This is a genomic window from Asticcacaulis excentricus (genome assembly GCF_003966695.1).
GTDB classification, from domain to species: Bacteria; Pseudomonadota; Alphaproteobacteria; order Caulobacterales; family Caulobacteraceae; genus Asticcacaulis; species Asticcacaulis excentricus_A.
The window spans coordinates 269,314-290,872 of record NZ_AP018827.1; the positions used below are offsets into that span (position 1 = coordinate 269,314).

The following is a 21,559-nucleotide window of genomic DNA, read 5'->3' on the forward strand; positions in this document are numbered from 1 at the left end:
TCCGGCCCGCTTGATCCTGATTGCTTTTGCGCGTGGCATGGCCTAGCTTCCCCTAAACTATAAGGAGGGGAAGGCCATGATTACACGTCGCCATCTTTGCGCGGGCTCAGCGGCGGCGGGTCTGGGACTTTGGGCCGGCCACGCCGCCGCGCAAGCGAAGATCATCCGCGTGCCGCTCACCCTCTCGTCTTCCAAAAAGCCGATTGTCGAGGTGACACTGAACGGTAAGGGGCCCTATCGTTTCATTCTCGATACTGGGGCCAGCCACACCGTCATCCGCGCCAGTCTGGCCTCGGAACTGGGGCTGGCCGTCGCCGGGCAGGGGCGCAACCGCAGTCTCAAGGGCACCGAATACACGACGCGCTACATAGTCTCGGACGTCACCGTCGGCGGGCAGTTAGGGTTGCACGACTGGGAAGTGTTTGCTTCCAAGGGGTTTGAAGCCGCTGAATATGATGGGCTTTTGTCGGCGGACCTGCTGACGCGCCTGCCGTGCCAACTGGATCAGACGGGGGGCGAGATTCGCTACTATCTGGGGGGCGACATGCCGCTGGAGGGCTTTGCGCCGCTCGACAGCTATTACAAGCGCGATATCACCGGCGGGGCTGACAAGGTGCATATTCGCCTGCGCTTTGCCGGCCATGAGTTGGATTGTCTGCTCGATACCGGGGCCAGCCGCCCGCTGTATATCCGCGGCGATTTTGTGCGCAAACACGGCTTATGGGAAAAGTATCCGCTGCTGAACGAAAGCGCCCTGACCGGGGTCAATGGTCAGCAGGTGAAGGTGCGCCACGTCGAGGTCAGGGATTTACAAATCGGCGGCATAGCCGTTCCGCGCCTGCTCGTCGCGCTGGGGGACCCGCATGACCGCGCGGCCTTCGGAGAAGAGGGCGACCGCGCCGAAGGCATCGTCGGGGCCCCCTTCCTCAGCGGGTTCGTGCTGGCCTTTACGGCGCAACGCAGCCTTCAGGTGCGCCGCGTCTGAGCTTTTGGAACCGAAGTATCAACGGTGAGGGGAGGGACATATGTTCACGAGGCGCATGGCCTGCACAGGTGTTTTGAGCGCGGCGATATGGCCGGGTATGGCTACGGCTCAGGAGGGAGTGGTCCGCGTTCCTTTCACCCGCTCCAAATCGCTGATGCCGGTGGTGGCGGTGACGCTCAATGGCAAGGGACCTTATCAGTTCGTCATCGACACCGGGGCCAGCGCCACCATTGTTCGCCAGTCTCTGGTGAAAGAGCTGGGTCTGCGCCGCAACGGTGAGGCGCGCGGCAGCAGCCTGAGCGGGACGGAGGTGCTGAGCCGCCATGTCGCGACCGAGGTCGTGATCGGCGGCAAGCTCAGGGTCGGGGAACTGAGCGTCTATGCGTCCGAAGGCTTCGAAAAGCAGGGCTTTGATGGGCTTCTGACCGCCAATATTCTGACGCGCTTGCCGTGTCAGCTCGACTATCGGGCGGGTGAGGTGCGCTATTATCTGGACGCCACGCAGCCCATGCCGCTGGACGGGTTCGGCGAAATCCACGCCAGCTATATTACCGAGCGCGGCATTGATGCCGATAAGATCACCGTCAGTATCGGCTTTGCCGGACACAGTATCGACTGTCTGATGGACACCGGGGCCGGTTCAGCCCTGATGCTGCGCGGCGACTATGTGCGCGATTATAATCTGTGGGACAAGTACCCGTTGATTAGCGAAGGTCAGTTGCGCGGCGTCAACGGCAAGGCGCTGAAAACCCGCCTTGTCGAGGTGAAGGATATTCAGGTGGCCGGCCTGTGGGTGCCACGCATGGCCGTGGCGCTGGGCGATCCCTATGACCGCGAGGGCTATAACGTCCGCGCGCCCTTTCAGGGGATATTGGGTGCCCCTTTCCTCAGTGCCTTTCAACTGGCTTTCCAGCCCAAATCTGCGGTGCATATCAAGGCGAGTGGGGGTTTTGCGGCTCTGGCCCCGCCGGAAAAGCACGTCTCTAACCTGCCGCAAACCACACCAGACCGACCGGTCATTCCGTTCCGGCTAGGGGAAGACCGCCGCTTCAATTTTGTGGCGGAGATCGACGGCAAACCCCTCACCGGCCTGTTAAATCTGGGTGATGGCACCAGTTCGATCGGCGCGGAGACGGCGGCCAAATTCGGATTGAGCAAACTGGCGGGCGGCTATGACGGTGCGGCACTTAGCTTTGGGGGCGTCAGACGGCCGGGCTTGACCCTTCGCAAGGCAAGACAGCCGAAACAGGATCTGTATCTGGGGGCGGACTTCGTGCAGATGACCCCGTGCCGGCTCGACCTCGATAACAAATATATGATGTGCTACCTGAAGGGCGCACCTGAGACGACAGGTTATGACCGCCTTCCGGCGCAATGGCTCTCTGACGGTACGCTGATGATCTCAGGGTCGTTGATGGATAAGCCCATGCGCTTCCGGCTGGATACAGGCTGGGGCTACGGTCTGATTCTGTCGTCAGAAGCGGTGAAGGCGCATGATCTGTGGGACGCCTTTCCCAAGGCAGAAAACCGTCTGAGTGGTGACGGCAAGGGCGGCATGAAAAAGATTCGCTATACCGGTGCGCCGCGCCTTGATTTTGGTCCCTATCGCATTGATCCGGCCCCTCTGACGCTCAACGATCCGACGGGGGGTGGCGAAGAGGGTTATAAGGGCGTCGATGGCGTTATCGGTATCGGCGTCCTGTGGCGCTTCAATATGATCTTCGTCCATGACGAGGTGTGGTTCAAACCCAATCAGCGCTTTGGTTACAGTCCGACCAGCCTGCCGTCCAAGCCAGCAGAATAAAACCCAAAATAAAACCCCCGGCGTCCATTCACCGGGGGTTTCTGCCAACCTGTTAGGTTTTTGGGCTCTGTCTATGCTTACCCCTCGGCCGAGGCCATCATCGCCTTTTGCAGCTTCTCGAAGGCGCGGACTTCGATCTGACGCACGCGCTCTCGCGACACACCAAAGCGGTCGGCCAGGTCTTCGAGCGTCGTCGGGTTTTCCTGAAGACGACGCGCCGTCAGGATGGCGCGTTCGCGTTCGTTCAGTTCGCCCATCGCCTCTTCGAGCAGGCTCATGCGCAGCTTGTACTCTTCGGAGTCGGCCAGCACGGTTTCCTGCGACGGTGTCGAGTCGTCGGCCAGCCAGTCCTGCCATTCCGAATCGCCTTCCGAAGCGCGCAGCGGCGCATTGAGCGACGAGTCGGGCGAGGACATGCGGCGGTTCATGCTGATCACGTCGTCTTCGGAGACGCCCAGCTTGGTGGCGATCTGCGCGACCTGTTCGTGGCGCATGTCGCCGTCTTCCAGAGCGCTGATTTCCGACTTCACCTTGCGCAGGTTGAAGAACAGCTTTTTCTGCGCGGCGGTGGTGCCCATCTTGACCAGCGACCATGAACGCAGGACGTATTCCTGAATGGCGGCCTTGATCCACCACATGGCGTAGGTAGCCAGACGGAAGCCCTTGTCCGGGTCGAACTTCTTGACCGCCTGCATCAGGCCGACATTGCCTTCGGAGATCACTTCACCAATCGGCAGGCCATAGCCGCGATAGCCCATGGCGATCTTGGCCACCAGACGCAGGTGCGAGGTGACGAGTTTATGCGCCGCCTTAGGGTCGGCGTGTTCGGCCCAGCGCTTGGCCAGCATGAATTCCTCATCCTTGGCCAGCATCGGGAACTTGCGGATTTCCGACAGATAGCGGTTCAGGCCGCCGTCCGGCGACAGCACGGACGGATTGGGCATGCTGAGGGCATTCGAGGTCAGCGAGCTGGTGCTCATGGTAGCGTCCCCTTCGGACCCGTCGAAGGGTCCAGAATTTGATCCTGAATTGGTGTCCGGCATCGGCGCATCCCCCTGAGACGACAGCCGGTGGCTGCGCGTGTAGGACAGGCTTTTGTCTTCCTTTTCCATGTAGGTGCTCCGGCGGGGAAAAAAAGACCCAGTGTAAAAATTATTTTATGCGGACTGGTTCAAAATTAAAATCAAAGCGATTTCAAAGCGCTCAGAAGCTCTGCCATATCCGCGGGCAGGGGGGCTTCAAAGGCGAGACGCGCACCCGTGATCGGGTGAACGAAACCTAGGTGCGCGGCGTGCAGGGCCTGACGCGCAAAGGACCGGGTTTTTAGCGCCTCGGCCACCGCCTTGTGCGGCGCACCCGAACCATAGACCGGATCACCCAGACAGGGACAGCCCAGATAGGCCATGTGCACGCGAATTTGATGGGTGCGTCCGGTTTCCAGCGTGCAGCGCACGCGGGCCGCGACCGGTTTCTCGCCGCCGAAGCTGTCCAGTGTGCGGTAATGGGTGATGGCTTCGCGCCCGCCGCTTTTCAGCACGGCCATCTTTTTGCGGTCGTGGGGTGAGCGGCCAATGCGCGTGGTGACCGTGCCTGAGGCGATTTTCGGTGCGCCGCGCACCAATGCTTCATAGGCGCGGTCGATATCGTGGCGCGAAAAGAGGTCGCTCAGGCCGCGATGGGCGGCGTCGGACTTGGCCGCGACCATGACGCCGGAGGTGTCCTTGTCGAGGCGATGGACGATGCCGGGGCGCAGGACGCCACCTATGCCGGACAGCGATTCGCCGCAGTGAAACAGCAGGGCATTGACCAGAGTCCCATCCGGCGTGCCGGGGGCCGGGTGGGCGGCCATGCCGGCGGGTTTGTTGACCACGATCAGGTGGGCGTCCTCGTACAACACCTCCAGCGGCAGGTTCTGCGCTTCGGGAATCGCCGAGACGGGGGCGGGGACGAACAGGCGGTAGAGCCCGGCCCTGGCCTTATGCTTGCCATCGGAGAGAGCCTGGCCGTCGTGGCTCAGATGACCGTCGCTGATCAGGGCCTGAAGACGGGCGCGCGACAGATCGGGCAGCAGCGGCAGCAGCGCGCGATCAAGCCTGTCGCCGGCCATCTCCGCCGTCAGCACAAGATCGTGCGTCTCGCCATCGCTGGCCAGCGGCAGATCGTCATCAATGTCGTCGTCAGGGGTCATGAATACCTTCTCTCCCCGTTTGAGGGGAGAGGGGATAAAAACAGGCCGAAAATCGGGCGTATTACCGGTCGTCCCGGATCAAAGCAATACGCACATACCCCCATGACTGTATCTGTTTCAGTACAGCCATAAAGTCATCATAGGGCGTTTGGGGCGATACGGCCAACAGTATCCGGGTTTGTCTGATTGCGGCGGTGCCTTGCTGGTTCGCCAGAACCGTCCTCAAATCACCGATGGCGACGTCTTTATCACCCACGCGGACAGTTTTTGCGTCAACGACTCGCACCACGATGGTGACGTCAATGGCCACGGCGGCAGGCGGGTCAGTCCGGGCGGTGGCGACAAGCGGATGCAAAAACGCCACGGCTATCGAGGCGATGACCGTGGCGTTTTTGTATGTCATCTGACAGGTGTCGCTTACGACAGGTCTTCGTTGATCAGAGCGACCTTGAAGTAGCCATTGTCCTGAAGCGTGTTCAGCACCGACATGAAGTCGTTATATTCGATGTCGGCATCACCGCGCACCAGAACGCGTTCTTCGGTGGGGTTAGACGATTCCAAAGCCACAGCCAAATCGGCCGGCAGGGTGGCGAGCGAGGTTTTCTTGGCACCGATATAGATGTCGTCCGTGCCTTGGATCGAGATGAACACCGGGTCCTTGGGCTTCTCTTGTTGAGTCAGGTTCGGCACGGGCGGCGGCATGTCGAGCTTGATCGACACGGTGGCCATCGGCGCGGACACCATGAAGATGATCAGCAGCACGAGCATGATGTCAACGAACGGCGTGACGTTGATTTCGGAATTCTGTTCGACGTTATAGCGAGAACCGCCGCCGCCACCGAGCTTAGCGCCCATGATGTAACTCCCGTAAGACCCTCAGAGCCACCCGTCGGGAGGCATGAGGCATTAAACAACCGCCCGCCGGAAAGCAGACGCAAATTTCAGGAACCGATTTAGGACAAAGCTCGCGCAAATGTAAAGGGGTTCGTTCACGCGGGATTACAATTTCTTCATGACGCTTTTGCGACCGTCTCGCCTGAGACGCGAACGCCCGGCGATCAGGTGACCGCCGGGCGTTAAAAGCGTGACTAGTGCGCCGGATCAGGCCTGACAGAAGCGCATGAAGCGGTCCTGAAGCGCCAGGTCGGTCTTGAACACGCCGGTAAAGCGGGTGGTGACCGTGGTGACGTTCTTGTGGTGGACGCCGCGAGTCGTCATGCACTGATGCTCGGCGTCGATAAGCACGGCCACACCCAGCGGAGCCAGAGACTGCTCGATGGCATCGGCGATCTGCTTGGTCAGGGTCTCCTGCGTCTGAAGGCGCTTGGAAAAGATTTCGACGACGCGCGCGATCTTGGAAATACCCACCACCTTGGCGGTCGGCATGTAGGCGACATAGGCCTTGCCGAGGAACGACGCCATATGGTGTTCGCAGTGCGATTCGACGTCGATATGGCGCAGCATGACCATGTCGTCATAGCCCTGCACGTCCTCAAAGGTGCGCGACAATTCCTTGGCCGGGTCGGCCTGATAGCCGGAGAACCACTCGTCATAGGCTTCGACGACGCGCTTGGGCGTGTCGATCAGGCCTTCGCGCGTGGGGTCGTCACCGGCCCAGGCCAGCAGCGTGCGCACGGCGGCCATGGCCTCTTCTTTCGACGGACGCTCGACATTGAGGATTTCGGAAAACCCCTTGCTGCGCGTCTGGGCCAGATTCTGGGCGAGCGCTTGAGTGAGCGGGTCTTCGCTGTTCGGGCGGGAATTCGGGTCGAGGCTGTCCATACATATATCTCCGGAGGGCCGAGTGGCGCCGGGACGACGGTCCCGGAATGACGCGTGGCATCCCTCTGCCGGGGTCACAAACATAAGACCCCTTGAAAGTTTGCAGGTGGTTTACGATCCTGCGCAGGAATTGGATTGTCTTCGATTTAATCGCTTGGAAGCCAACCCTTGCCGCGTCTATATGGGGCAAACTTCACGGAGTTCAACAGAAATCGTCATGAAACTGCGACTCAGCGACACGCTTAAACGCCAGAAGGTGGACTTTGTCCCGAAAAACCCCCAGCGCGTGACGATGTATGTCTGTGGACCGACGGTCTATAACTACGCCCATATCGGCAATGCGCGCCCGGTCGTGGTGTTCGACGTGCTGTTCCGTCTGCTGCGCCATCTCTATGGCGAAGAGGCGGTCATCTATGCCCGCAACATCACCGACGTGGATGACAAGATCAACCAGAAGGCCTTGGCCGAAGGGGTTGATATCGACGTCATCACTTCGAAATTCGCCGACATTTATAATGCCGACATGCGGGCACTCAACGCGCTGGAGCCGACGATCCAGCCGCGCGTGACGCAGAATATGAACGCCATTGTGGCGCAAATCGAGGCCCTGATCCGCAACGGCCACGCCTATGCAGCCGAAGGTCATGTGCTGTTCGACGTCGAAAGCTATAAGGCCTATGGGGCGCTTTCCAACCGTTCGCTGGACGACATGATCGCCGGCGCGCGCGTCGAGGTGGCGCCCTATAAAAAGAACCCGCAGGACTTCGTGCTGTGGAAGCCGTCCAAGCCCGGTGAGCCGAAATGGCCGTCGCCGTGGGGCGAAGGGCGTCCGGGCTGGCACATCGAATGCTCGGCCATGATCGAGGCCAATCTGGGCCTGCCTATCGACATTCACGGCGGCGGGCACGACCTGATCTTCCCGCACCACGAAAACGAGATCGCGCAGGGCGTCTGCGCGCAACACGGCCATAGCCATCAGGAAGAGAGCTACGCCCGCTATTGGATGCACAACGGCTTCCTGACCATGGACGCCGAAAAGATGTCCAAGTCTCTGGGCAATGTGCTGCTGGTGCACGACCTGATCAAGGAGTTTCCGGGCGAGGTGATCCGTCTGGCCCTGCTGTCGGCCCATTACCGCGCGCCGCTGGACTGGAATAATGATCTGCTGGTGCAGACGCGGAAGACGCTTGATCGGCTTTATGGAACCTTGCGCGAGGCGAAGCGCGTTATCGAAGCACACCCATTGCCGGATGGCTGGGAGATAAAGCGGCATACGCTCGACGGAAAGTACGTAGAGCCTCGGCTTGATAGGATGGTCGATATCCTGTGCGATGATATCAATACACCGCAGGCAATCGCTGATTTGTTTATGCTGAGGGATATGCTCCGTGGCGAGTTTGAGGCTAGCCCATTGGAGGAGCGTGGCTTCCATACCAAGAAGTATATGGATTTGATGGTCAATGCCGGTGCATTACTAGGCATTCTACAAACCGATCCGGAGGAATGGTTCAAAGGCGGGGCCGATGACGATCTGTCGGCGAAGGTCGAGGCCCTTTTGGAAGCGCGCAAAACCGCGCGGGCTGAAAAAAACTGGGCTGAGGCTGATCGTATCCGCAACGAACTGACCGCGCTGAACGTAGAGGTCATGGACGGCCCGGCAGGGGCCACCTGGAAACTGAAGGCTTAAGACATGGCGCTAAAGGTGGAAAAACGTATCGGCATCCAGACCCCGGTCGATACGGTCTATGAGATTCTTCAGGATATCGAAGGATGGGTGCAGTGGTCGCCCATCCATAAAGAGGCCAAGGGCAAGCTCGGGTTCGGTGCGCCGGTACGCTTCATGGAGCATTATGAAGGGCTGGGGGACTGGGAGATCAACGGCTTCGTGTCGGACTGGTCGCCGCTGTCGCACATCCATATCGGCGTGCCGAAGAAGTTTTACGAAGGTTCGCTGATCCGCTTTTATGAGCTGAACATCCTGTCGGACACGGCGTGCGACTTTGCCATCGGGGCGCAGTTTTCGGGCTTTCTGTCGGAGCGTGAGGGAAAGAAATACCGCTCATATCTGCGCGAAGGCTTTGCCAAATTCGCCGAAGCCTTGAAGGCGAAAGCCGAAGGGACGATATAAGCCTTAGCCCCTCCCCTGATTTCAGGGGTGGTGGATGCGAGCGAAGCGACGCAGACGGTGGGGTTGATTCCCCGCATAACCCCCCTCCGGCTTTCAGCCGGTATCCCCCCTGAGATCAGGGGGGAGGCTTGGAAGATGATCGACGAACTCTATTCCCGTGAAATTCTGCGCCGCGCCACGCAACTGGCGCACGTCGGGCGGCTGGAAGCCCCCGACGGGGCGGCTGACCGTACCGCCAGGCTGTGCGGTTCGACCATCCATGTGGAAGTCAAACTCGCGGACGGCGTGATCACCGACTTCGCGCAGGAGGTCGAAGCCTGTGCCCTGGGGCAGGCCGCCGCCGCCATTTTGAGCCAGAGCGTCATCGGTGCCCCGATCACCGAGGTCGTCGCTGCGCGCGACGCCATGAAGGCCATGCTCAAGGGCGGCGAATTTGCCTATCCTGAGCGCTTTGCCGACTTCGCCATCCTTCAATCCGTGAAGGACTTTCCGGCGCGCCACGCCTCAACGCTTCTGGCGCTGGAAGCCACGGTTGAGGCAATCCGGGGGAAATCGCCGTGTGATAAAAATGCCTCGGAAATGGTTGAAGGTGATTGAAACTCCTTTCAAAGTTGACCGAAAGTGAGCGATGAGATACGCCGATGTTTCCATAGAAAAAACTCTGAGGAAACAATGGTTAAGATCGTTACTATTCTGGCTTCGGCCACCTTGCTGGCCGCTGTAGCTGTTTCGGCGAACGCCCAGGAAAAGGGCTCTACCTATCTGCAAGCGGGTGCCGGTGTTCTGGATGCTGATGGTGAGAGATTCAACGTCGTCCAGTTTGTTGGCGGATATAACCTCAACCGTAATTTTGCCGCTGAGGCAGAATTGGGCCTAGGTGTCTCGGAAAAACGCTATCAGGTCGGCAGCGTTTTCGTTGACGCTAAGATCAAGCGCACGGCAGGCGTTTATCTGGTTGGTTCTTTGCCGGTTGCAGATAATCTCGACCTGCTCGGACGTGTTGGTTTTGCTGCGGTTTCCATCGAAGCCAAAAGCGGTAACGTTTCCGCTGATGAGCAGGAAGAAGGCCCGGCCTTCGGTGTTGGTCTGCGCTATCTCTTTAAGGGCGGCGTTCACGGCGTTCGGGGTGATCTGACCCGTTACAAGCTGGACGAGGCTGATTTTGACACACTGAAAGTGTCGTATGTGCGCCGCTTCTAGAGCGATATGGCGAAAAGTGTGAGCGGCTTTTGACAAAAATATCGCGACAAAACAAAAATTTAGAGCGGGATGATACTTCCATTCAAAATCATTCCGCTTCAAGCCACGAACGTCAATCGACCCTCATATTTTACCAGAGAGGTTGTAAGCCTTTTTGGGGATGAAGCTCCAAGTGAAAGGGCTCCCGTTTGGGAGCCCTTTTGACGTTAAGCGCCTTCACCGCTGCTGGCGCTGGAGACCACGGTTGAGGCGGCGGGTAAGGCGGGCTGATTATTCGACGGTCAAGGCCTGCCATTCGAAAGGCTTCAATGCTTCAGTTCGCTCTTCGTCGCTTTTGGCGATCTGAAGTGCGTGCTGTTGAATGCGGGTGTAACGCTCAAGAACTGCCGGCCCCAAGGTTCTGGCCTCATCTTTATTATCCAATTCACATCGGTTGATATTAAAATCAGGCTTGCTGTCGTAGATGGAGTCTAAGAAATCATCGGTTTCCGGATGGATAGATTTTTTGACGAGCGGCTTAGGTGGAGCGGGCTTATCATCCGCGCTTTTTTCTACAGCAATCTCTTCAGGTGCTTTGCTGGACTTCGATGTAATGTGGGTGCATTCAACGATAAGGTATTCGACCTGAGCGCCTTTGGTCAGTGTCTGCCCGTGTGGGTAGCGCAGAATGACATACACGGACCTGTCAGGGATTTGAGTGAAGTTCAACCCTGCCAGCCAGTAGTCACGCCGTTCGGCATTGGTTTCAGCGATGCGTGGCAAAAACGGGACGTAAGTAACATCCGCTCTATAGGTTTTGCCACCCAGAATGTCGTGACTCATGACAATCTGATCGCCCTCCGCCTTGTGGCCTAGAGTCGCTTTAAAACCATCTGGCCCGTTAAGGGTCACTTCTGACACCTGATCAAAAGGCGTGGGGAGTTTGTCGAGGTCCGGCCCAATGGCGTATTTTCCGCAACCCGCAAGCGAAAGGCTTATGGTGAGAAACGCAACGGCTATGATTTTCATCCCCATATCTCCTCTTTCAATGGAGTGAGGATTGATCACGAATCCGTGATCGTCAAGTGATTGTTGCGTGATCAGATTGCGTCCGGCATTGCCATTCAGAGCAAAATGTCGGAAACAGTTGATACTTTTCGCCAAAAAGGTATTGCCGCATGGGGCGTCTCTATGCCAAGGCCGTGAAGACGGGGCTCAGGGCCTATAAGCTCAGCCTGTCGCCCCTGATCGGGCAGGCCTGTCGCTTTGCGCCGACCTGTTCGGAATATACCGCCGAAGCCCTGATCGTGCATGGCCCCATAAAAGGTTCATGGTTGGGATTTAAGCGTATCTGCCGGTGCCGTCCCGGCGGGGGCCACGGATACGATCCGGTGCCGCCAAAAGACGTGAATTAGTGCCGCGCATCTCGGTCCGAAAACCGCTAAACACTTTTCGGGATGCGCTCAAATGACTGCCGTCGCCTGTCGTAGGGGCGCGGCTTAACCGAACGCTCTGGCCTGTCGTAGGGGCTGAGCATACTGAAAGAGTGACATATGATTGACCTGACCTTTCCCGATGGCGCCGTTCGTTCCTATGAGCCGGGCGCAACCGGACGCAGCATAGCGGAGGGTCTGTCCAAGTCTCTCGCCAAAAAGGCGGCGATGCTCCGCCTCAACGGAGAGCTTTACGATCTCGACCGCCCCATCGAGGGCAGCGCCTCCATCGAAATCCTGACGCGCGACGATCCGGCCCTCCTGGAAGTCATCCGCCACGACACGGCTCACCTGCTGGCGCAGGCGGTGCAGGAGCTGTTCCCCGGCACGCAGGTCACCATTGGCCCGGCCATCGAGGACGGCTTCTATTACGACTTTGCGCGCGATGAGCCGTTCAGCCTCGACGACCTGCCCAAGATCGAAAAGAAGATGAAGGAGCTGGTCGATCGCGACGACAAGATCGTGCGCGAAGTGTGGGAACGCGACGCGGCCATCCAGCATTTTGAAGAGATCGGCGAACACTATAAGGCCGAGATCATCCGCGACCTGCCCAGCACGGAAACGATCACCGTCTATCGCCACGGCGACACCTGGAAAGACCTGTGCCGCGGGCCGCATTTCCCGTCGTCGAAATTTATCGGCAAGGCCTTCAAGCTGACCAAGCTGGCCGGGGCCTACTGGCGCGGCGACCACAATAATGCGCAGCTTCAGCGCATCTACGGCACGGCCTGGGCCTCCGAAGAAGACCTTCAGGCCTATATTACGCGCCTCGAAGAGGCCGAAAAGCGCGACCACCGCAAGCTGGGCCGTCAGATGAACCTCTTCCACATGCAGGAAGAGGGGCGCGGCATGGTCTTCTGGCACCCGCACGGCTGGACGCTGTGGCGGACGCTGGAGGCCTATATGCGCCGCCGTCTCGATGCCGCCGGCTATGTCGAGGTCAAGACGCCGCAGGTGCTGGACCGCACCTTCTGGGAAAAGTCCGGCCACTGGGACAAGTATCGCCCCAACATGTTCGTCTGCGAGACGGTCGAAGGCGAAACCCTGTCGCTGAAGCCGATGAACTGTCCCGGCCACGTACAGATCTTCAAGGTCGGTCTGCGTTCATACAAAGAATTGCCGATCCGCATGGCTGAGTTCGGGGCCTGCCACCGCTATGAGCCGTCGGGCTCGCTGCACGGCCTGATGCGCGTGCGCGGCTTCACGCAGGATGACGCGCACATCTTCTGCCGCGAAGACCAGATCGTCGAAGAGACGACGAAGTTCATCACCCTTTGCCGTCAGGTCCACGCCGATCTGGGGATGCAGGCCGAGCATATCGCGCTGGCCACCCGTCCGGAGGTGCGCGCGGGCTCGGATGAGTTCTGGGACAAGGCCGAGGCGCAGATGGCCGAGGCCGCGCGCGCCGCGGGTGTGGAACCGGTTATTGCCGAAGGCGACGGGGCCTTCTATGCGCCGAAACTCGACTTCATCGTGCGCGACGCCATCGGCCGTACCTGGACCTGCGGCACGATCCAGCTCGACTACGTGCTGCCGGAGCGTCTGGGGGCGGAATACGTCGCCGAAGACGGGTCGCGTCAGCGTCCGGTGATGCTACACCGCGCCATTCTGGGCTCTTTCGAGCGCTTTATCGGCATAATGATCGAAAATTACGGGGGTAAGTTCCCGTTATGGCTGGCTCCCATACAGGTGGTAGTGGCACCGATCACGTCTGATGCTAATGATTACGCGCAACAGGTTGCGTCAAAATTGCGTTCGGCAGGACTCAGGGTTGACACAGACCTGCGGAATGAGAAGATTAACTACAAGATCCGCGAGCATTCGCTGGCCAAGGTGCCGGTGATCGCGGTGGTCGGCCGCAAAGAAGCCGAAACCGGTGAGGTGGCCCTGCGTTATTTGGGTCAGGAAGGGCAGACCGTTTTGTCGGTCGATAGTGCCGCTGAACAGTTGCGTACCGAAAGCCTGCCGCCTGATTTGAAATAAGTTTTTAAAGCCGCCGTATGAAACGTACTCTTCCGCCTACCATCAAAGACCTGATCAAGGCCCAAAGACTGGCGGCGGATGAGGCGGCGAATCTTGTGCCTGGCACAGATATTGTCCTGCCCTCGCGCGACACACGCGGCGTAACGGTGGTGATTATTGCTTACCGCACCGGACGCATCCTGTTCGATTGTATCGAACGCGTGCTGTCGGAAGTCGCGGTCAAGCAAGTGATCGTCGTGGATAATGGGTCGTCGGAGCGCACGATTGAGCTGTTGCGCGAAATCGACGAGGCCTATGAGCGGGTTCTGCTGGTGCAGGGGCATGGCAATATCGGCTTTGCACGTGCCGCCAATATGGGGGCCCAACTGGCCAGTCAGCCATGGGTCGTCTTCCTCAATCCCGACGCCATACTGTGTGATGGTGCGGTCGAGGCGCTGGTCGATACAGCGCTAAGTATGCCAAGGCCCTGTCTGGTGGGGGCGCGCGTCCTCAATCCGGACGGCACCGAACAACGCGGGTCACGGCGCGGGGAAGTCACACCGATCACCACACTGGTGTCGTTGATGCGTTTGTCGAAATATCTGCCTTTCCTGCGCGCCTACGAAATTCACCGTGAAGATGAGTCCCTGCCGGAGAGCCCTGTGCCGGTGGCCGCAGTGTCGGGGGCCTGCTTCTGCATTGCCCGCGCCGACTTTCTGGCGGTCGGCGGCTTTGATACGCGCTTCTTCCTGCATGTTGAAGATATCGACCTGTGCTGGCGTATCCGCAGAAAAGGCGGCGCGGTGCTGTTCCACCCCAGGGCCGAGGTCGTCCACGAAGGCCATACGTCGCGTGTTGACCCCCTATTCGTCGAAACGAACAAGGGGCTCGGTCTGGTCTATTATTTCCTGAAGCGCGCTGATACCATATGGCGCAAGCTCTACATCATGGCCTTGTCGCCGTTGATCGTGGGCGTATCCATTTTGCGGGCGGTCATGCGTCGGCGTCTGCGCGACACAGATGATTTTAGCTGATCCGCAGAGGCTGGATTGCGGGGGGGTATTATTGGGGGTTGTTTATTGGCCACCGATATTGATGTCGCCGGACCCCAGCACTTTCTTCTGAACCGTGCCGGTGGCGCGCGCGACAAACACGTCGCCTGAGCCGACCACGGCGGCTTCGACCATCTTCGCTTCGCCACCAAAATGCACGTCGCCCGACCCGGCCACGGCGATTTTCAGCGTCGGGCTGCGGCCCTTGGCCACCACCACGTCGCCGGACCCGTTCATGCTGATTTCGACCGGACCGCTGACCGCACCGATGCTGATATCGCCCGATCCGGCGCTTGCCGCCGACAGGGTGCCGCTGACTGAGCCGACACTGACATCGCCGGAGCCGGACTGCGACAGTTTGAGCGAGCGCACGCCGCCGATATGCACATCGCCGGATCCGGTGCTGACGATTTCGCTGTCGCCGCCACTGGCGGCATGGGTGTCGCCGGAGCCGCTATTGATCAGGGTCAGGGCGCCGCGCACGGGGCCGACGTTCCAGTCACCGCAACCCTGCACACTGAGCTTCAGGCTGCTGGCCTCCGATACATTGCCATAGACCGCGCCCTTGCTGACGATCTCCATATCCTGCGGGGCATAGACATAGACGGTCGGCAGGTCAGACAGGTTGAGGTGCCCCATGCCGGCCACCTTGACCGTGGTGACGCTGCGGTCGCCGATATTGAAGGCAAACAGGCTGCTGCCGCCACCGCCGCACGACTGATCGCGACCACTGACATTGCCGTTGACGATGACGCGGTCGCCCTGACGGCGCAGCGTGATCTGAGGCATGTTGCGGGGGCCGGTTTTGACGCGCACATCGATGTCCTGACGCGCCTGCGTCACCACCACCACGCGGGCGGCCAGATTTTGCAGTTCGATCCGGTTTTCACCGGCCAACGCCCTCTCCGGACAGACCAGAGGCAGCAGCAGGGTCAGGGATGTGCAGGCCAGTACGCGCATCAACAGGGTTTCCAACATCTGCAGACGTCCGAAAAGCCAGACCCTGCCTCATCACACATCTCGCAACCGGCGATCCGGGTCAAATTAAACCTGAGTCATGAAAAGTATTTAACAAGGTTACAGTTGACCCTGCGATAAGTTTCGAATGGTTTACGAGGCATTTGTCTGGCTATACAGGCCCTGTTGTCGCGCGAAATGCAGGAACAGATCGCTCCACGGCATGGCGGGCGACAGGATGCCAAAGCCATGCCCGCCCTTCGGGTAAAGGTGGGTTTCGACACTGACCCCGGCCGCTTTCAGCGCCGCGCGGAAGGCCAGGGTGTTTTCGACCGGCACGGCTCCGTCGTCTTCGGCGTGCAGCAGAAAGGCCGGGGGTGTCTGCGGTGTGACGTGATTTTCCGTCGAATAGCGGGCGGTGATCTCCTCGCTGGCATTGGCCCCGATGAGGTTGCTGCGCGACCCGGCGTGGGTCAGGCCGGGCTTCATCGAAATAACCGCATAGATCGGCGCGCACAGGTAGGGGCGGGCGTCCTGCGCGTCTATGGCATCGACAGCCGCATAGACGGGGGCACCATAACCGGTGGCCAGTGAAGCACACAGGTGGCCCCCCGCGCTGAACCCCATTACGCCGACGCGCGCTGGATCGATCTGGAAGTCTTTGGCGCGCGCCTTGATCAGGCGCATGGCGCGCTGGGCGTCCATCAAGGGCACATCCGACGCCTGCGCCCAGCCTTCGGCGGGCAGGCGATAGTAGAGGACGAAGACAGTCAGGCCCTGCGCCGAAAACACACGGCCGACATTGTGGCCTTCGTTATCGACCGAGATATAGGTGTAGCCGCCGCCCGGAATGACCAGCAGTGCGCCGCCATTGGGCTTTTGCGGCCGATAGACGGCCAGACGCGGACGGATCACCCCGTTGACCAGTCGGCGCCGGGGCGGGGTGGGGGCGGTTTTGACAACTTCGCTCAGTTCGGTCTTGAGCAGACCCGCCGGCCCCTTTGGCCACAGATCGACATATTCCGTCGTTTCTGGCGGCAGAGGTGTGCCGCGCAGGTCCTTAAGCTCTGTGCCGCCGCCCGGCGCCTGGGCCAGGGCACCGGAGGTGGCGGCCACGCCGAGGCCCAGCCCGCTGGTCATCAGGGTGCGTCGATCCAAATCCATCTGACTCTCCGGAACAGGTTTTCCGGATATCTACAGGAGGGGATCAGGGCTTTTCAATGACGATCTTGCCGACGGGGGCCAGAGCCAGCCACGCCAGTTGCACATTTTTGAGGGCAAACGGAATGCCGATGATGGTTACCGCCTGAGCCAGCGCCAGAACCAGATGACCCAGGGCGATGTACCAACCGCCCAGAAGAATCCACACAATGTTCATCAGCGCGCCCATGCCGCCCGTACCCAGATCGCCCTGACCGGTCATGAGATCGCGGTCGGCAATGGCCTTGCCAAACGGGAAGAAGCTGAAGCCGGCGATGCGAAAGGCGGCCCCGGCCCACGGCAGGCCCACAATGGTGATGGCCAGCAGGCAGCCGCCCAGACACCAGGCCAGACCGGCCGCAAAGCCGCCGAAGATGAACCACAGAATGTTGAGAATGAGGGTCATGCGTAAGTTCCGGAAAAGAAGAATAAAGCGAGGGGTTGCGTTTTTGGTGTAACGGTGTTTTGATGAAAATTATAAAGGCTTTAGTTTCGAACGCAGCTTAATTTTCTTTTATTTGCAACGGCAGCGCTGTATAATGAACGATCATTGACTCTGCGTTTAAAAAATGCACCGGTCCGGAGTTTGCGGCCCGATCAAGACCCTGAGTAAATTCATGAGTGACGTGATCAATCTGAACAAGGCGCGCAAGACGCGACAGCGCGAGCGCGACAAGGCGCAGGCCGCTCAGAACCGCGTCACTTTCGGGTTGCCGGGTCATCTGCGCCGTGCGGCGCGAGAGGACGAGGCGCGCCGCGAGCGGTTGCTCGACGGGCAAAAACGTAAGGATGTGGATAATTCCGAAAACAGTTGACGTTTTTATGTAAAATGACAAGAGTTTACATGGTTTTTTCACGGCCATGGATGTAGCGGTTTAATATTACCACAATAATAAATCAGAATTGTTGGGTTTATACCGATATCGTCCATTGAATTCACAAAGAGTGCAGCGTCGCCGGGGGCGTGTTGATGCTGCAAAGCGTTGCCTGGACAGGAGGGACACTATGCCGGGTTTAAGAAAGAGATCGGTTAATCTTGCCGGACACGCGACCTCTGTGGCACTGGAGCCGGAGTTTTGGGCGGTGCTGGAGACGATGGCCAAGGAGCGCCGAATCAGTCTGGCGGCGCTGATTGCCGAACTGGATACCAAACGCGGCGAAAGCCTGCTGGCCTCCTTCTGTCGCCTGTCGGCACTGGCCTACGTGCAGCAAAAAGCCAGCAATAGCAAGAAACGCAAGCCAGAGGCCGTCTGAGGGGCGGGGCGGGCCTGTGCATAAGCGGCAAAGCTTGATGTTTCCGTTTGGTTCCGCCCGGCGAACGGTCTAGACTGAGGGGCATGAACGAAGACGTTTCCATCCCCATCAGTCAGCGGGCCTCGGTGAACGGGGCCTCTTTCAGCAGCGATTTTTTCAAGGGTCTGAACCCCGAACAGGCCGACGCCGTGCGTTCGACCGAAGGGCCGGTGCTGGTTCTGGCTGGCGCGGGTACGGGCAAGACGCGCGTTTTGACCACGCGCATCGCGCACATACTGGCGCAGGGTCTGGCCAAACCGTGGGAAATCCTCTGCGTCACCTTCACCAACAAGGCGGCGCGCGAAATGCGTGAGCGCACGATGCGGCTGGTGGGTCCATCGGCGGAAGGCCTGTCTAATCTCGGCACCTTCCACTCGATCGCCGCGCAGATGCTGCGCCGTCATGCCGAACTGGTGGGGCTGAAGTCGAGCTTCAACATTATCGATGACGATGATCAGACGCGCCTGCTCAAGCAGATCATGGAGGCGCGGCGCATCGACACCAAGCGTTTCCCGCCCAAGCTGATGGCGCACTTCCTCGATCAGTGGAAGAATAAGGGGCTGACGCCGGACAAGGTGGCGAAGATGACCGCCGACGAAGGCGCGCAGTTTGCTTTCAATAAAGGGCCGGAACTCTATGCCGAGTATCAGGAGCGCCTGCGGGTGTTGAACGCCTGCGATTTCGGTGACCTTTTGCTGCACACGCTGAAAATCCTCAGCGAACATCCGGACATCCTCGAACACTATCACCGCCGTTTCAAGTACGTGCTGGTGGACGAGTATCAGGACACCAATATCGCGCAGTATCTGTGGCTGCGGATTCTCACCAATGCCAACCGCAACCTCTGCTGCGTCGGTGATGACGATCAGTCGATCTATGGCTGGCGCGGGGCCGAGGTCGATAACATCCTCAAGTTCGAGCGCGACTATCCGGGCGCCAAGGTGATCCGGCTGGAGCGCAACTACCGCTCGACCCAGCATATCCTGTCGGCTGCGTCAGGCCTGATCCGCGCCAACAGCGCGCGTCTGGGCAAGACCCTGTTCACCGATCAGCAGGGTGGCGAAAAGGTGCGCGTGCAGGGCCTGTGGGACGGCGCGGCCGAGGCGCAGGGCGTCGCTGAGGATATCGAGCGCCTGAAAAAGCAGGGCCGTGCCTATTCGGATATGGCCGTGCTGGTGCGCGCCTCGTTTCAGATGCGGGCCTTTGAAGAACGCTTCCTGATGCTGCAAATCCCCTATGTGGTGGTGGGCGGCCCGCGCTTTTTCGAGCGGGCGGAAATCCGCGACGCCATCGCCTATCTGCGCCTGATCCAGTCCGAAGACGATGATCTGGCCTTTGAGCGTATCGTCAATGTGCCCAAGCGCGGCATTGGCGACGCCACGGTGCAGAAGCTCTTGATGCAGGCGCGATTGGCCGGGCAGAGCGTCATGGCCGCCGTGCGTGATCTGGTGCAGACCGATGAACTGCCGGCGCGGGCCAAAACGCCGCTGGTCGGTTTCCTGCGCGATTATGACCGTTGGGTGGCGGCGCTGAAAAGCACAGCGCACGACGCCCTGCTCGATATGGTGCTGACCGAGAGCGGCTATTACGACATGCAGCGCGCCGATAAGACATCGGGCGGGACGCGCATCGACAACCTCAAGGAAATGATGAACGCCATGCAGGACTTCGAAAACCTCGAAGCCTATCTGGAGCATGTGTCGCTGGTCATGGACCTTGAGCGCGACAATGGCGAGAACAGCGTGCGAATCTCGACCCTGCACGCCGCCAAGGGGCTGGAGTTTCCGGTGGTCTTCCTGCCAGGCTGGGAAGAGGGCGTCTTCCCGTCGCAGCGCTCGATGGACGAAAACGGCCTGAAAGGGCTGGAGGAGGAGCGGCGGCTGGCCTATGTCGGCCTGACGCGGGCGCGGGAGATCGCGCGGGTTTCTTTCGTTGCCAATCGGCAGGTCTTCGGCCGCTGGACCAGCCAGATACCCTCACGCTTTATCGACGAAATGCCCATCGACCACGTCGAGGCGACCTCGCAAACCGGCTATAATCAGGCGGGCTGGCAGTCTGAGCAGTCGCGTTGGGACCGCGCCGGATATCAGCCTAACCATACCAAAAGCGAAACGAAAACCGAGGGCCGGTTCAGCGACCGCCTGTCCGGCGTCGATATGAGCCGGCTGGAGAAAAAGCCGCAGCCGCACCGCCCGCCGGCCGCCAAGCCGCAACCCTCCAAGGGCCTCAGCGTGGGCACCCGCGTCTTTCACAGCAAGTTCGGCTATGGTCATGTGGTCGAAACCGAAGGCAACAAGCTGGTGGTCAATTTCGATATTTCGGGCGAGAAGAAGGTCATCGATAGTTTCGTGGAGAAGGCGTGATGAAGGCGTGGGGGGCGGGCGTCATTGCGGCGCTGGCGGCGCTGGCGACGGCAGCGACCGCGCAGGACTGGACGCCGCTGGATGCCGACAACACGCTGGTCATGGAGACGACTCAGGGGCGGGTGATCATCGCCCTCAGCCCGCAAATGGCGCCGCAGGGTGTGGCGCGCATCAAAGACCTGACGCGGCAGGGCTTTTATAACGGCCTGCTGTTCCATCGCGTGATTGATCATTTCGTGGCCCAGACCGGCAATCCGAACAATAAGGATGGCGGTCGCAGCCCTCTGCCGGATCTGCCTTTGGAGGCGGTGTTCAAACTGGCTGAGACCGCGCCTCACATGGTTGTGGCGCAACCCGACGGGGCGACGACCGGCTTTATCGGCGCGGTGCCCTATGTGGCGATGACCGACCGGCATATGCCGCCCGCCAGTGACGGCAGTCACGCCGTGCGGGCCTGGGGGACGCACTGCCGCGGTGTGTTGGGTATGGGGCGCGGGGAGGCCAGAGACTCGGCCAATAGCGAGCTTTATCTGATGCGCGATACGGTCACGCGACTGGACCGCGACTATACGGTGGTGGGCCGCGTCGTGTCGGGGTTCGACGCGCTGGCGGCGCTAAGGGTGGGTGAACCCCCGGTGCAACCCGATGCGATGGCTCAGGTACAGTTGCTGGCCGATATGCCCTTGGCCGAGCGCCCGAAACTGGAGATCATGAACCCCACAGGCGCGGCTTTTGCGACGCTGGTCAAGGCGAAGCGGGCCGAAAAAGGCGCGGATTTTTCGATCTGCGATATTACGGTGCCGGTGAGGACCGTGCCGTGACTTGGACCGTCTTTGGCAAGGTGCGGGCGCGGGAAACCGATGAGGGGATTGAACTCTTCATTGATGGTCTGACGACGCAGGCCAAATATTACAAGCCGCTGGTCTATGAGTTTTTTCGCAAAGAGTGGCGGGGGGCGCGTCCGGCCTGGGGTGACTATGCGGTCGAAATCCGCATGGAGCACGTCGGTGATCCGCCGTGGATGGACCTCGATAACCTCGCCAAGGCGCTGCTCGATGCCATCAAGGGGTTTGTCTTCCACGACGACAGTCAGGTGGCACGGCTGCTGGTCGAACGCTTTGAAGGCGAACGCGAGCAAATCCATATCCGCGTCTATGCGCTGAAGCGGTAGGG

23 protein-coding genes are annotated in these 21,559 nt (G+C 59.8%); 14 read left to right on the forward strand and 9 right to left on the reverse strand.

Features of this window, described 5'->3' with window-relative positions; genetic code table 11:
• Positions 1 to 76 precede the first annotated feature (76 nt).
• Together EM6_RS01350 and EM6_RS01355 are read left to right on the forward strand one after the other, a co-directional pair.
• A complete protein-coding gene (locus EM6_RS01350) occupies positions 77 to 985 on the forward strand; it encodes a retroviral-like aspartic protease family protein (RefSeq protein ID WP_126419683.1) in 909 nt (302 codons plus the stop codon).
• Positions 986 to 1,025: 40 nt separating this feature from the next.
• Entirely contained in the window at positions 1,026 to 2,789 is a 1,764-nt protein-coding gene (locus EM6_RS01355) for an aspartyl protease family protein (RefSeq protein ID WP_126419684.1), read from the forward strand.
• A gap of 77 nt (positions 2,790 to 2,866) precedes the next feature.
• Here the strand turns inward: EM6_RS01355 and rpoH are convergent, their stop codons facing one another.
• The 5 genes from rpoH to folE all read right to left on the reverse strand — a co-directional run bounded on the left by rpoH (position 2,867) and on the right by folE (position 6,759).
• On the reverse strand, positions 2,867 to 3,733 hold the full coding sequence (rpoH, locus tag EM6_RS01360) for an RNA polymerase sigma factor RpoH (protein WP_410271587.1): 867 nt from the start codon (positions 3,731 to 3,733) through the stop codon (positions 2,867 to 2,869).
• Between the two features lie 239 nt (positions 3,734 to 3,972).
• A complete protein-coding gene (locus EM6_RS01365; protein WP_126419685.1) occupies positions 3,973 to 4,977 on the reverse strand; it encodes an RluA family pseudouridine synthase in 1,005 nt (334 codons plus the stop codon).
• Between the two features lie 61 nt (positions 4,978 to 5,038).
• On the reverse strand, positions 5,039 to 5,380 hold the full coding sequence (locus EM6_RS01370; RefSeq protein WP_126419686.1) for a hypothetical protein: 342 nt from the start codon (positions 5,378 to 5,380) through the stop codon (positions 5,039 to 5,041).
• A 14-nt stretch (positions 5,381 to 5,394) separates the two neighbouring features.
• Complete coding sequence (locus EM6_RS01375; RefSeq protein WP_126419687.1) at positions 5,395 to 5,832, reverse strand: biopolymer transporter ExbD; 438 nt, start codon at positions 5,830 to 5,832, stop codon at positions 5,395 to 5,397.
• A gap of 246 nt (positions 5,833 to 6,078) precedes the next feature.
• Positions 6,079 to 6,759, reverse strand: coding sequence for a GTP cyclohydrolase I FolE (folE, locus tag EM6_RS01380; RefSeq protein ID WP_126419688.1), 681 nt, complete (start codon positions 6,757 to 6,759; stop codon positions 6,079 to 6,081).
• Positions 6,760 to 6,976: 217 nt separating this feature from the next.
• Between folE and cysS the strand changes: the two genes are divergently transcribed.
• The 4 genes from cysS to EM6_RS01400 all read left to right on the forward strand — a co-directional run bounded on the left by cysS (position 6,977) and on the right by EM6_RS01400 (position 10,087).
• Positions 6,977 to 8,446 carry a cysteine--tRNA ligase gene (cysS, locus tag EM6_RS01385; protein ID WP_126419690.1) on the forward strand — a complete coding sequence of 490 codons (1,470 nt, stop codon included), beginning with the start codon at positions 6,977 to 6,979 and terminating at the stop codon, positions 8,444 to 8,446.
• 3 nt (positions 8,447 to 8,449) lie between these two features.
• The gene (locus tag EM6_RS01390; protein WP_126419692.1) at positions 8,450 to 8,887 is read left to right on the forward strand and encodes an SRPBCC domain-containing protein; all 438 of its coding nucleotides are present in this window, start codon (positions 8,450 to 8,452) and stop codon (positions 8,885 to 8,887) included.
• Between the two features lie 135 nt (positions 8,888 to 9,022).
• A complete protein-coding gene (locus tag EM6_RS01395; RefSeq protein ID WP_126419694.1) occupies positions 9,023 to 9,484 on the forward strand; it encodes an iron-sulfur cluster assembly scaffold protein in 462 nt (153 codons plus the stop codon).
• Between the two features lie 75 nt (positions 9,485 to 9,559).
• A complete protein-coding gene (locus EM6_RS01400) occupies positions 9,560 to 10,087 on the forward strand; it encodes a porin family protein (RefSeq protein ID WP_126419696.1) in 528 nt (175 codons plus the stop codon).
• A gap of 270 nt (positions 10,088 to 10,357) precedes the next feature.
• Here the strand turns inward: EM6_RS01400 and EM6_RS01405 are convergent, their stop codons facing one another.
• Entirely contained in the window at positions 10,358 to 11,230 is an 873-nt protein-coding gene (locus EM6_RS01405) for a hypothetical protein (RefSeq protein WP_126419698.1), read from the reverse strand.
• 14 nt (positions 11,231 to 11,244) lie between these two features.
• On the opposite strand from EM6_RS01405, the gene yidD reads away from it, so the two are divergent.
• The 3 genes from yidD to EM6_RS01420 all read left to right on the forward strand — a co-directional run bounded on the left by yidD (position 11,245) and on the right by EM6_RS01420 (position 14,555).
• Positions 11,245 to 11,481: a membrane protein insertion efficiency factor YidD gene (gene yidD, locus EM6_RS01410; protein WP_126419700.1), complete on the forward strand. Its 237-nt coding sequence runs from the start codon at positions 11,245 to 11,247 to the stop codon at positions 11,479 to 11,481.
• Positions 11,482 to 11,619: 138 nt separating this feature from the next.
• On the forward strand, positions 11,620 to 13,542 hold the full coding sequence (thrS, locus tag EM6_RS01415; protein ID WP_126419701.1) for a threonine--tRNA ligase: 1,923 nt from the start codon (positions 11,620 to 11,622) through the stop codon (positions 13,540 to 13,542).
• 17 nt (positions 13,543 to 13,559) lie between these two features.
• Positions 13,560 to 14,555 carry a glycosyltransferase family 2 protein gene (locus EM6_RS01420; RefSeq protein WP_126419703.1) on the forward strand — a complete coding sequence of 332 codons (996 nt, stop codon included), beginning with the start codon at positions 13,560 to 13,562 and terminating at the stop codon, positions 14,553 to 14,555.
• 42 nt (positions 14,556 to 14,597) lie between these two features.
• Here the strand turns inward: EM6_RS01420 and EM6_RS01425 are convergent, their stop codons facing one another.
• The 3 genes from EM6_RS01425 to EM6_RS01435 form a co-directional block, all read right to left on the reverse strand.
• Complete coding sequence (locus EM6_RS01425; RefSeq protein WP_126419704.1) at positions 14,598 to 15,551, reverse strand: GIN domain-containing protein; 954 nt, start codon at positions 15,549 to 15,551, stop codon at positions 14,598 to 14,600.
• A gap of 132 nt (positions 15,552 to 15,683) precedes the next feature.
• Positions 15,684 to 16,694: an alpha/beta hydrolase gene (locus tag EM6_RS01430; protein ID WP_126419706.1), complete on the reverse strand. Its 1,011-nt coding sequence runs from the start codon at positions 16,692 to 16,694 to the stop codon at positions 15,684 to 15,686.
• A gap of 43 nt (positions 16,695 to 16,737) precedes the next feature.
• Positions 16,738 to 17,136, reverse strand: a complete 399-nt coding sequence (locus EM6_RS01435) for a YccF domain-containing protein (RefSeq protein WP_126419708.1) — start codon at positions 17,134 to 17,136, stop codon at positions 16,738 to 16,740.
• A 211-nt stretch (positions 17,137 to 17,347) separates the two neighbouring features.
• On the opposite strand from EM6_RS01435, the gene EM6_RS01440 reads away from it, so the two are divergent.
• The 5 genes from EM6_RS01440 to EM6_RS01460 all read left to right on the forward strand — a co-directional run bounded on the left by EM6_RS01440 (position 17,348) and on the right by EM6_RS01460 (position 21,557).
• On the forward strand, positions 17,348 to 17,545 hold the full coding sequence (locus EM6_RS01440) for a DUF4169 family protein (protein ID WP_126419710.1): 198 nt from the start codon (positions 17,348 to 17,350) through the stop codon (positions 17,543 to 17,545).
• A gap of 190 nt (positions 17,546 to 17,735) precedes the next feature.
• Positions 17,736 to 17,984: a ribbon-helix-helix domain-containing protein gene (locus EM6_RS01445; protein WP_126419712.1), complete on the forward strand. Its 249-nt coding sequence runs from the start codon at positions 17,736 to 17,738 to the stop codon at positions 17,982 to 17,984.
• An 83-nt stretch (positions 17,985 to 18,067) separates the two neighbouring features.
• Positions 18,068 to 20,386, forward strand: coding sequence for an ATP-dependent helicase (locus EM6_RS01450; protein ID WP_126419714.1), 2,319 nt, complete (start codon positions 18,068 to 18,070; stop codon positions 20,384 to 20,386).
• Positions 20,386 to 21,207 carry a peptidylprolyl isomerase gene (locus EM6_RS01455; RefSeq protein WP_126422809.1) on the forward strand — a complete coding sequence of 274 codons (822 nt, stop codon included), beginning with the start codon at positions 20,386 to 20,388 and terminating at the stop codon, positions 21,205 to 21,207. Before EM6_RS01450 ends, EM6_RS01455 begins: the two co-directional genes overlap by 1 nt.
• Positions 21,204 to 21,557, forward strand: coding sequence for a RusA family crossover junction endodeoxyribonuclease (locus EM6_RS01460; RefSeq protein ID WP_126419716.1), 354 nt, complete (start codon positions 21,204 to 21,206; stop codon positions 21,555 to 21,557). The genes EM6_RS01455 and EM6_RS01460 overlap by 4 nt, the downstream gene beginning before the upstream one ends.
• The last annotated feature ends 2 nt before the right edge of the window (positions 21,558 to 21,559 follow it).

Bases quoted from the DNA above. Each gene is read 5' to 3' on its own strand.
- EM6_RS01455 (WP_126422809.1), top strand. From the start codon at position 20,386: ATGAAGGCGTGGGGGGCGGGCGTCATTGCGGCGCTGGCGGCGCTGGCG.
- EM6_RS01370 (WP_126419686.1), bottom strand. From the start codon at position 5,380: ATGACATACAAAAACGCCACGGTCATCGCCTCGATAGCCGTGGCGTTT.
- EM6_RS01425 (WP_126419704.1), bottom strand. From the start codon at position 15,551: ATGTTGGAAACCCTGTTGATGCGCGTACTGGCCTGCACATCCCTGACC.
- thrS (WP_126419701.1), top strand. From the start codon at position 11,620: ATGATTGACCTGACCTTTCCCGATGGCGCCGTTCGTTCCTATGAGCCG.
- EM6_RS01365 (WP_126419685.1), bottom strand. From the start codon at position 4,977: ATGACCCCTGACGACGACATTGATGACGATCTGCCGCTGGCCAGCGAT.
- EM6_RS01350 (WP_126419683.1), top strand. From the start codon at position 77: ATGATTACACGTCGCCATCTTTGCGCGGGCTCAGCGGCGGCGGGTCTG.
- yidD (WP_126419700.1), top strand. From the start codon at position 11,245: ATGGGGCGTCTCTATGCCAAGGCCGTGAAGACGGGGCTCAGGGCCTAT.
- EM6_RS01420 (WP_126419703.1), top strand. From the start codon at position 13,560: ATGAAACGTACTCTTCCGCCTACCATCAAAGACCTGATCAAGGCCCAA.
- EM6_RS01435 (WP_126419708.1), bottom strand. From the start codon at position 17,136: ATGACCCTCATTCTCAACATTCTGTGGTTCATCTTCGGCGGCTTTGCG.
- rpoH (WP_410271587.1), bottom strand. From the start codon at position 3,733: ATGCCCAATCCGTCCGTGCTGTCGCCGGACGGCGGCCTGAACCGCTAT.
- cysS (WP_126419690.1), top strand. From the start codon at position 6,977: ATGAAACTGCGACTCAGCGACACGCTTAAACGCCAGAAGGTGGACTTT.
- EM6_RS01375 (WP_126419687.1), bottom strand. From the start codon at position 5,832: ATGGGCGCTAAGCTCGGTGGCGGCGGCGGTTCTCGCTATAACGTCGAA.
- EM6_RS01395 (WP_126419694.1), top strand. From the start codon at position 9,023: ATGATCGACGAACTCTATTCCCGTGAAATTCTGCGCCGCGCCACGCAA.
- EM6_RS01445 (WP_126419712.1), top strand. From the start codon at position 17,736: ATGCCGGGTTTAAGAAAGAGATCGGTTAATCTTGCCGGACACGCGACC.
- EM6_RS01390 (WP_126419692.1), top strand. From the start codon at position 8,450: ATGGCGCTAAAGGTGGAAAAACGTATCGGCATCCAGACCCCGGTCGAT.
- EM6_RS01355 (WP_126419684.1), top strand. From the start codon at position 1,026: ATGTTCACGAGGCGCATGGCCTGCACAGGTGTTTTGAGCGCGGCGATA.
- EM6_RS01440 (WP_126419710.1), top strand. From the start codon at position 17,348: ATGAGTGACGTGATCAATCTGAACAAGGCGCGCAAGACGCGACAGCGC.
- EM6_RS01400 (WP_126419696.1), top strand. From the start codon at position 9,560: ATGGTTAAGATCGTTACTATTCTGGCTTCGGCCACCTTGCTGGCCGCT.
- folE (WP_126419688.1), bottom strand. From the start codon at position 6,759: ATGGACAGCCTCGACCCGAATTCCCGCCCGAACAGCGAAGACCCGCTC.
- EM6_RS01430 (WP_126419706.1), bottom strand. From the start codon at position 16,694: ATGGATTTGGATCGACGCACCCTGATGACCAGCGGGCTGGGCCTCGGC.
- EM6_RS01450 (WP_126419714.1), top strand. From the start codon at position 18,068: ATGAACGAAGACGTTTCCATCCCCATCAGTCAGCGGGCCTCGGTGAAC.